This is a genomic window from Kitasatospora sp. NPDC004531, from assembly GCF_053602195.1.
Genome location: NZ_JBSGDD010000167.1, coordinates 1 through 6,933, shown reverse-complemented (window position 1 = coordinate 6,933; position 6,933 = coordinate 1). Strand labels below are relative to the sequence as shown.

The window sequence follows — 6,933 nt, the reverse complement described above, 5'->3', positions numbered from 1 at the left end:
GTACGGGGTCCATGTTCTCGGTTCCTTGCCTTGGGAGGTTTCGCCGGCCCGGCCGTGGGGGCGGCCGGGCCGGCCGCTGGTGCTCGCCCGGGTGGGCGGGCGGTTAGCGGTCCTCGTCCTCGGCCGCCTCCGGGCCGAGGTCGATGCTGTAGACCTTGCGGAGCGTCTCGTGGACGGTCCAGGTGGTGCGGTCGCCTTCGCGCAGCACCGCGAGGTCGCCGGGGCCGACCTCCAGCACGGGGCCGCCGTCGAAGGCGATGGTGGCCCGGCCGCTGAGGACGACGAACATCTCGTCGGCCTCGGTGTCGGTGACCACCCCGGGGGTGATCTGCCAGATGCCGCGGATCCGGCGGCCGTCGGCGGACTCCCAGACCACCTTGCCGGTGACCTCGGGGGTGCCGGAGACGATCTGCTCGGCGTCGAGCGGTTCCGGCTCCAGTTCGGCGTCGGGGACGTGCAGGGCGAAGCTGTCGATCATGACTCGACGCTAACCGCTCCGCCGTCGGCGACGGCCCTGTCACTGTGTGCCGAGTCCGGCTGCGACCCTGACACCCCGTCGGCGGCCGCGCGGGCCCGGGCGGCCTTGCGCCGCGACAGCAGCGGGTAGAGCAGCACCGAGGCGCCGACCACGACCAGGCAGAGCTTGACGGCCTTGGTGCCCTCCTCGCTGTACTGCTCGATGGCGGCCCAGACGCTGACGGCGGTCAGGCAGGCGGCGATCAGGCCGATGCTCCACCAGCCGCCGGGGATCCGGTAGGGGCGCTCCAGTTCGGGCTCGCGGATGCGCAGCGCGATCAGCGCGGCGACCTCCAGCAGGATGCCGATGTTGGTGAGGAAGACGTCGAAGATCACCAGGTCGGCGAAGCTGGAGAAGCAGAACAGCGCGTAGATGACGGACGATCCGATGATCGACGCCATCGGCATCCGGTAGCGCCGGCTCTCCTTGGAGACCCAGCCGGGCAGGTAGCCGTCGTGCGAGAGCGCGGAGGGCAGCCGGGAGTAGGAGGCGAGCAGCGCGGAGAACATCGCGACCGAAGCGAACAGGCCGCCGACGGTGACGGTGTACTGGAGCCAGGGCCCGGCGAGTTCGCCGGCGATGTCGGAGAACGCGCCCTCCTTCCAGCTCTTCCAGCCGTTCTCGCCGTCCGCGCCGACCGCGAGCGCGCCGAGCGAGGGCAGCAGGTAGCCGACGATGATCAGCAGGACGGACCAGAACAGCGCCTTGGGCAGGTGCTTCTTCGGGTTCTCCATCTCGCCGGCGACGGTGGAGACCGAGTCCCAGCCGGAGTAGTTCCACATCACGATGAACAGGCCGGCGCCGAAGGCGTTCCAGGTGGACTGGCCCTGTTCGGCGGTCAGCGAGGAGACCGGGTTGATGCCCTCGGTCAGCAGGTGGTAGCCGCCGATCGCGGTGAGGATCAGCATCGGGGTGAGGCAGATGATCGCGAACACCACCGAGGAGTCGCCGACCCAGCCCGCGCCCATCAGGTTCAGCAGCGTGAAGACCACGATGACGGCGGCGCAGATCACCCAGTTCAGGTCGACCTGGATGTCGAACCAGTGCAGGCCCAGCGTGAAGAACACGTGCTTGCCGGGGGCGACGGCGCCGATCAGGCTGGTCAGGTACGAGGTGAACATGACCGGGTAGAGCGCCATGTCGACGAAGCTGCACACCCACTGCAGCAGGCCCTGCTGGAAGGCCCAGAACCGCCCGAGGCCGCGCTTGACCCAGTGGTAGTAGCCGCCCTCGACGGGTATGGCGGTGCCGAGTTCGGCGCAGACCAGGGCGTGCGGGACGCTGTAGATCAGCGGGGCGACCAGGATCAGCAGGATGCCCATGCCGGGCCCGGACGTCGAGAACAGCGACTCGATGCCGTAGGCGCCGCCGGAGACGCCGAAGAAGATCAGGGCGACCAGGGGAACCAGGCTCACGCGCTTGGGCGTTGCCCACCGGTGCTCCGGCGGGGCCACGGGGATGGCGGTCATTTTCACCTTGGCAATCGGGTGTCGGCACGGATGTGAGATGCACGAGTCTGGCCGCCACCGTTGAATACGACAATCGTTCAATCTGTCAGGCGTCCTGTTACCGCCCTGACAGACTGGCGGGCCCCGCCGGACGACTCCGCGGGGCCCGAAACGGCTGATCAGCGCGCGTTCAGGCGCCGCAGCCGGAGTCCGCGAGCACGAAGTACCCGGCCGGGGTCTCCTTCAACGTGTGCGTCACGAACAGGTTCCACAGCCCCATGCTCTGGCCGGAGCCGTTGGCGTACACGTACCCGCCGCTCTGGTGGGCGCGGCCCGCGGCCACCTGGTTGTAGTTGTTGTCCGTCCAGCACCGGGGCGTGAACACGCTGCCGGACGTGGTCGCCCGGACCGCCGAACTCGCGGTCCCCACCGTGCCGTTGGCGTCCACGGCGGCCACCGTCCAGGTGTAGCCGGTGCCCGCGCTCAGGCCGCTGTCGGTGTAGCCGGTGCCGGTGGCGGTGCCGACCCGGGCGCCGTCCCGGTGGACGGCGTAGGACGCCGCGCCGGGCACCGCGTCCCAACTCAGCGACGCGGTGGTGTCGGTGGTGCCGGTGACGGCCAGCCCGCCCGGCGCGGGCAGCTGGGAGCCGCCGCCGTCCCCGCCGCCGGAGCCGTCCAGCCCCCAGAACAGGCCGGTCCAGTACGACGAGCAGAGGGTGTTGAGGAAGTAGGCGCCGGCCCGGCCGCAGTCGGCGGTGCCGCTGCCGGGGCCGACCGGCAGGCCGTGGCCCATCCCGGCGACGCTGTACAGCTGGACGGCGGGCCGGCCGGCCGCGTCGTGGTACTCGCTCAGCGTGGTGCCGCCGGGCAGCGAGCGGGTGGCGGAGGCGCTCTGCCCGATGCCCCACACGTTCGTCCACTGGTCGCGCAGTTCGGTGGCGTTGACCGGGGCGACGGTGGTGTCCGCGCTGCCGTGCCAGATCGCCACCCGGGGCCAGGGGCCGCTCCAACCCGGGGCGGACGCCCGCACCTTGTCGCCCCACTGGGCGGGCGTCAGGTTCTGCGAGGAGTTCTGGCAGCCGGACGCGGCGGCCTGCGTGGTGGCGCACTGCGCGGGCAGGCCGGCGGCGATCGAGCCGCCCGCGAACACGTCCGGGTAGTCGGCCAGCAGGTCGGCGGCCATGCCCGCACCGGCCGACAGGCCGGTGACGTACACCCGCGACGGGTCGCCGCCGTACAGCGCGAGCGCCTTGTCGACCATCTGCTTGACGGACAGTGCCTCGCCCCGGCCCCGGGTGTCCTCGGCGCTGTCGAACCACGAGAAGCAGGACAGCACGTTGTTGGCCGCGCCGGTCTGCGGGAAGACCACGGCGAAGCCCCAGCGGTCGGCGAGCTGCGCCCAACCGGAGTTGGCGTAGTAGTCGTTGGCGGTCTGGGTGCAGCCGTGCAGCGCCACCACCAGCGGCCGGCCGGTGGCCAGCCCGGTCGGGACGTAGCTGTACATCGCCAGGTTGCCGGGGTTGCTGCCGAACCCGGTGACCTGGCCGAGGCCGGCCGCCGAGGCCTGCGGCGCGCCGGTCAGCGTTCCGGCGGCCAGCGCCGCGACGGCGAGCAGTGCCTTCGCCCAGCGCCCGATCCGTCCCGCTCTGCTCGTGTGTCGTGCCGTGTGGGGGCTCATGTGGGGGCTCCGCTCTCGCTGTGTGCGCGTCGGCCGCGGTGGGGGGTGGGTGGCCGAGCACGGTTGGCGTGAATCATCGGCGCGCGGCGGGTGGCCGCCCATGGCCCGGCGCACCACCGCGGGCCCGAACGCCATGGTGGCGGCGACCATTGAGCCCGTGCGACCGTCGTCACGGTGCCGTCCGCCCGCGCCTCCCACACCCGGGCGCGCCGCCCGGGTACCGTTCTCCGGGTCATGCCCACGATCACCGACAAGCCGGATCCGACGCGGCCGCGCCCGATCCTGAGCGCCATCAGCCGCCTCGCCCCGTTCCTGCTGATCGCCCTGGCGGCCGGTGCGGACGCCGAGACCCCCGCCGGTCAGCGCTACGACCGTTTCGTGGTCGCCGCCCCCGCCCTCGCCGCCGCCACCTGGGGCCCGCTCGGGACGCTGGTGATCGGCGCCCTCGCGGTGGTGACGGAGGTGGTGCTGGCGCTCGTCCGGGACGGCCGGGTCGGCGCCGCCGGCGGCTCGGTGGTCGCCGCGACCGTCCTCGTCACGCTGGCGGCCGCGTACGCCGCCGGGCAACGGGTGCGCCGCGAACGCGACCTGGCGATGGTCCGCTCGGTGGCGCAGACCGCCCAGGAGGTGGTGCTGCGCCCGCTGCCGGACCGGATCGACGGCGTCGACCTGAACCTCTACTACAACGCCGCCGCCGAACAAGCCCAGATCGGCGGCGACTTCTACGAGGCGGTGCGCACCCCGTTCGGCGTCCGGATCATCCTCGGCGACGTGCAGGGCAAGGGGCTGCCGGCGGTGGAGATGGCGGCGGCGCTGCTCGGCTCGTTCCGCGAGGCCGCCTACGACTCCAAGGACCTGCCGGCGCTGGCCAGCCGCCTGGAGACCGGCCTCGGCCGGTACGCCGAGCGGGCCTCCTCCCCCGACGCCGCCGAACGCTTCGCCACCGCCGTCCTGTTGGAGATCCCCGACGACCGCCCCGAGGCCCGCCTGCTCAACTGCGGCCACCCGCCGCCGGTGCTGATCCAGCCCGCCGGCGTGCGCCTGCTGGAACCCGAGGTGCCGCTGCCGCCGCTCAACCTGTCCGCGCTGGTGGCCTCCGACTACCGCACCCAGACCGTCCCGTTCGGCCCCGGCGACCGGGTGCTGCTGTACACCGACGGCGTCTCCGAGACCCGGGACCGCCGCGGCGAGTTCTACCCCCTCGCCGAACGCCTCGCCCGCTGGACGCTGGAGCCCTCGCCGCGCCTGCTCGACGTGCTCCGCCGCGACCTGCGCCGCTACGCCGGCGGGCCCGCCGACGACGACGTCGCCGCGCTGCTCGCCTCCCGCCGCACGCCGGCCGCCGCCGAGCCGGTGCCGCGCGACGGGCACGGCTGACGCGGAGGTGACCGGGCGGTAGCCTCGGGGGCCGTTGCCTGCCGTGCGTGCCGTTGCCTGTCGACCGAGGAGCCCCGGGTGTCCGAGAACCGTTCCGTGCCGCCGCTGCGGATCGCCGTGTTCGGCGCGGGCAGCATCGGCTGCCGCCTCGGCGGGGCGCTGGCCGCCGTCGCCGACGTCACGCTGATCGGCCGCCCCGCCGCGATGGCCGAACTCGACCGCGCCGGGCTGACGTTGACCGGCCCCGGCGCCCGCCGGACGCAGGCGCGGCCGCGCACCGCCGTGGACGCCTCGGCCGCCGCCGGCGCCGACCTCGTCCTGGTCACTGTCAAGTCCGCCGACACCGCCGCCGCGGCCCGCGCGCTCGCCCCGCACCTGGACGGGCGCAGCACCGTGATCAGCTTCCAGAACGGCCTGCACAACGCCCGGCTGCTCGCCGAGGCCCTCCCCGGCCGCCGCGTCCTGGCCGGCATGGTGCCCTACAACGTGGTCCGCACCGGGCCCGGCGCGTTCCACCAGGGCACCGACGGACGGCTGATGCTCGAACGCGGGCCGCAGGGCGAGCGCTTCGCGGAGGCCGCGCGGGCGGCCGGGCTGCCGGTGGAGCTGCGCGCGGACATGCCGCGGGTGCAGGCGGCGAAGCTGCTCATGAACCTCAACAACGCCGTCAACGCGCTGTCCGGGCAGCCGCTGCGCGAGCAGCTCGGCAGCCGGCCCTACCGGCTGGTGCTGGCCCGCTGCCAACGCGAGGGCCTGGCGGCGCTGCGGGCGGCCGGGCTCGAACCGGCCCGGCTGGGCCCCGTCCCCGCGGCCTGGATGCCCGCCGTCCTGGGGCTGCCGGACGCGCTGTTCCGGCGGCTCGCGGCGGCCTCCCTGCGGGTGGACGCGCAGGCCCGCTCCTCGATGTGGGAGGACCTCCGGCGCGGCCGCCGCACCGAGATCGACTCGCTCCAGGGCGAGATCCTCGCCCTCGCCGAGCGGCACGACCTGCCCGCCCCCGCCAACCGCCGCCTGCTCGCCCTCGTCCGCGCCGCCGAGTCGGCCCCCGCCCCGCCGTCCTGGCGGGGCCCGGAGCTGCTGGCGGCGCTCGACGCGCAGGACTGCTGATCCGGCCGCTCAGGAAGGCTGATCACCCGGCTGTCGCATCGTCACATTGCTGGTGCCGACCCGACCGATCTGCAGGGCGATCCCGTGCACGTCGGCGCTGATCTCGTTGTGGACGGTGGTGACCTCGATCCGGGGGCCGCCCTGCGGGGCGATCTCGTCGAGCAGGGCGCGCAGTTCGGCCACCGCCGTCGGGTCCTCGCGCAGCACGGTGAGCAGGCGCTGCTCCCAGTCCTGCCGGACGTTCTCCCGGACGTCGGCCAGCCCGTTCTCCTCGGCGTCCAGCACCTCGGCGTAGGCGAGCTCGATCCGCGCGGCCTCCACCCGGCTCTCCCGCCCCCGGGTGAGCAGCCGGCCGACCCGGTCGCGCACCTGCCCCCACAGGTCGGTCGCCACCGCGCCGACCAGCGCCGTCGCCCCCGAGGCCGCCAGTTCGGCCAGTTCGGTGCCCACCATGTCCGCCGCCACCCCTCGTCGCTCCGCGTGTTGCCGCCTCCAGCGTAGTGACTCCCGCCGTCAACCCGCGCCCCGCTGCGGGAAGCTGGCACCATGTCTCAGCACTGGAGCACCCACGGCGTCGAGTTCGGCGCCGACACCGTCCGCAAGCGCTTCCGCCCGGACGCCGACGGCGATCCCGAACGCGAGTGGCGGGCGCTGACGCTGCTCGACCGGCACGCGCCGGGCCTGGCGCCCCGCCCGCTCGCGCTGGCCGGCCGCACCGTCACCATGAGCCGATCCAGACCAACTGACGTCGTACGGCGTACAGAACTGTCCTCAGGAGGACTGCAGTGGCGAAGGCGAAGTTCGAG

6 protein-coding genes and 1 pseudogene are annotated in these 6,933 nt (G+C 73.8%); 3 read left to right on the top strand and 4 right to left on the bottom strand.

What is annotated here, in order from left to right; genetic code table 11:
- Positions 1 to 103: 103 nt before the first annotated feature.
- The 3 genes from ACWEMJ_RS33255 to ACWEMJ_RS33245 all read right to left on the bottom strand — a co-directional run bounded on the left by ACWEMJ_RS33255 (position 104) and on the right by ACWEMJ_RS33245 (position 3,643).
- Positions 104 to 478, bottom strand: a complete 375-nt coding sequence (locus tag ACWEMJ_RS33255) for a cupin domain-containing protein (RefSeq protein ID WP_452140875.1) — start codon at positions 476 to 478, stop codon at positions 104 to 106.
- Positions 475 to 1,932: an APC family permease gene (locus tag ACWEMJ_RS33250; RefSeq protein ID WP_452140874.1), complete on the bottom strand. Its 1,458-nt coding sequence runs from the start codon at positions 1,930 to 1,932 to the stop codon at positions 475 to 477. Before ACWEMJ_RS33250 ends, ACWEMJ_RS33255 begins: the two co-directional genes overlap by 4 nt.
- Before the next feature lie 223 nt (positions 1,933 to 2,155).
- Positions 2,156 to 3,643 (bottom strand): extracellular catalytic domain type 1 short-chain-length polyhydroxyalkanoate depolymerase, encoded by a 1,488-nt coding sequence (locus tag ACWEMJ_RS33245; protein ID WP_452140873.1) that lies wholly within the window; start codon positions 3,641 to 3,643, stop codon positions 2,156 to 2,158.
- A 234-nt stretch (positions 3,644 to 3,877) separates the two neighbouring features.
- Between ACWEMJ_RS33245 and ACWEMJ_RS33240 the strand changes: the two genes are divergently transcribed.
- Positions 3,878 to 5,020 (top strand): PP2C family protein-serine/threonine phosphatase, encoded by a 1,143-nt coding sequence (locus ACWEMJ_RS33240; RefSeq protein ID WP_452140872.1) that lies wholly within the window; start codon positions 3,878 to 3,880, stop codon positions 5,018 to 5,020.
- Between the two features lie 78 nt (positions 5,021 to 5,098).
- Positions 5,099 to 6,127: a 2-dehydropantoate 2-reductase gene (locus ACWEMJ_RS33235; RefSeq protein WP_452140871.1), complete on the top strand. Its 1,029-nt coding sequence runs from the start codon at positions 5,099 to 5,101 to the stop codon at positions 6,125 to 6,127.
- Positions 6,128 to 6,136: 9 nt separating this feature from the next.
- Here ACWEMJ_RS33235 and ACWEMJ_RS33230 read toward each other — a convergent pair whose 3' ends face one another.
- The gene (locus ACWEMJ_RS33230; RefSeq protein WP_452140870.1) at positions 6,137 to 6,580 is read right to left on the bottom strand and encodes a hypothetical protein; all 444 of its coding nucleotides are present in this window, start codon (positions 6,578 to 6,580) and stop codon (positions 6,137 to 6,139) included.
- A gap of 93 nt (positions 6,581 to 6,673) precedes the next feature.
- On the opposite strand from ACWEMJ_RS33230, the pseudogene ACWEMJ_RS33225 reads away from it, so the two are divergent.
- Positions 6,674 to 6,933 (top strand): annotated as a pseudogene (locus tag ACWEMJ_RS33225) (hypothetical protein); the annotation flags it as partial.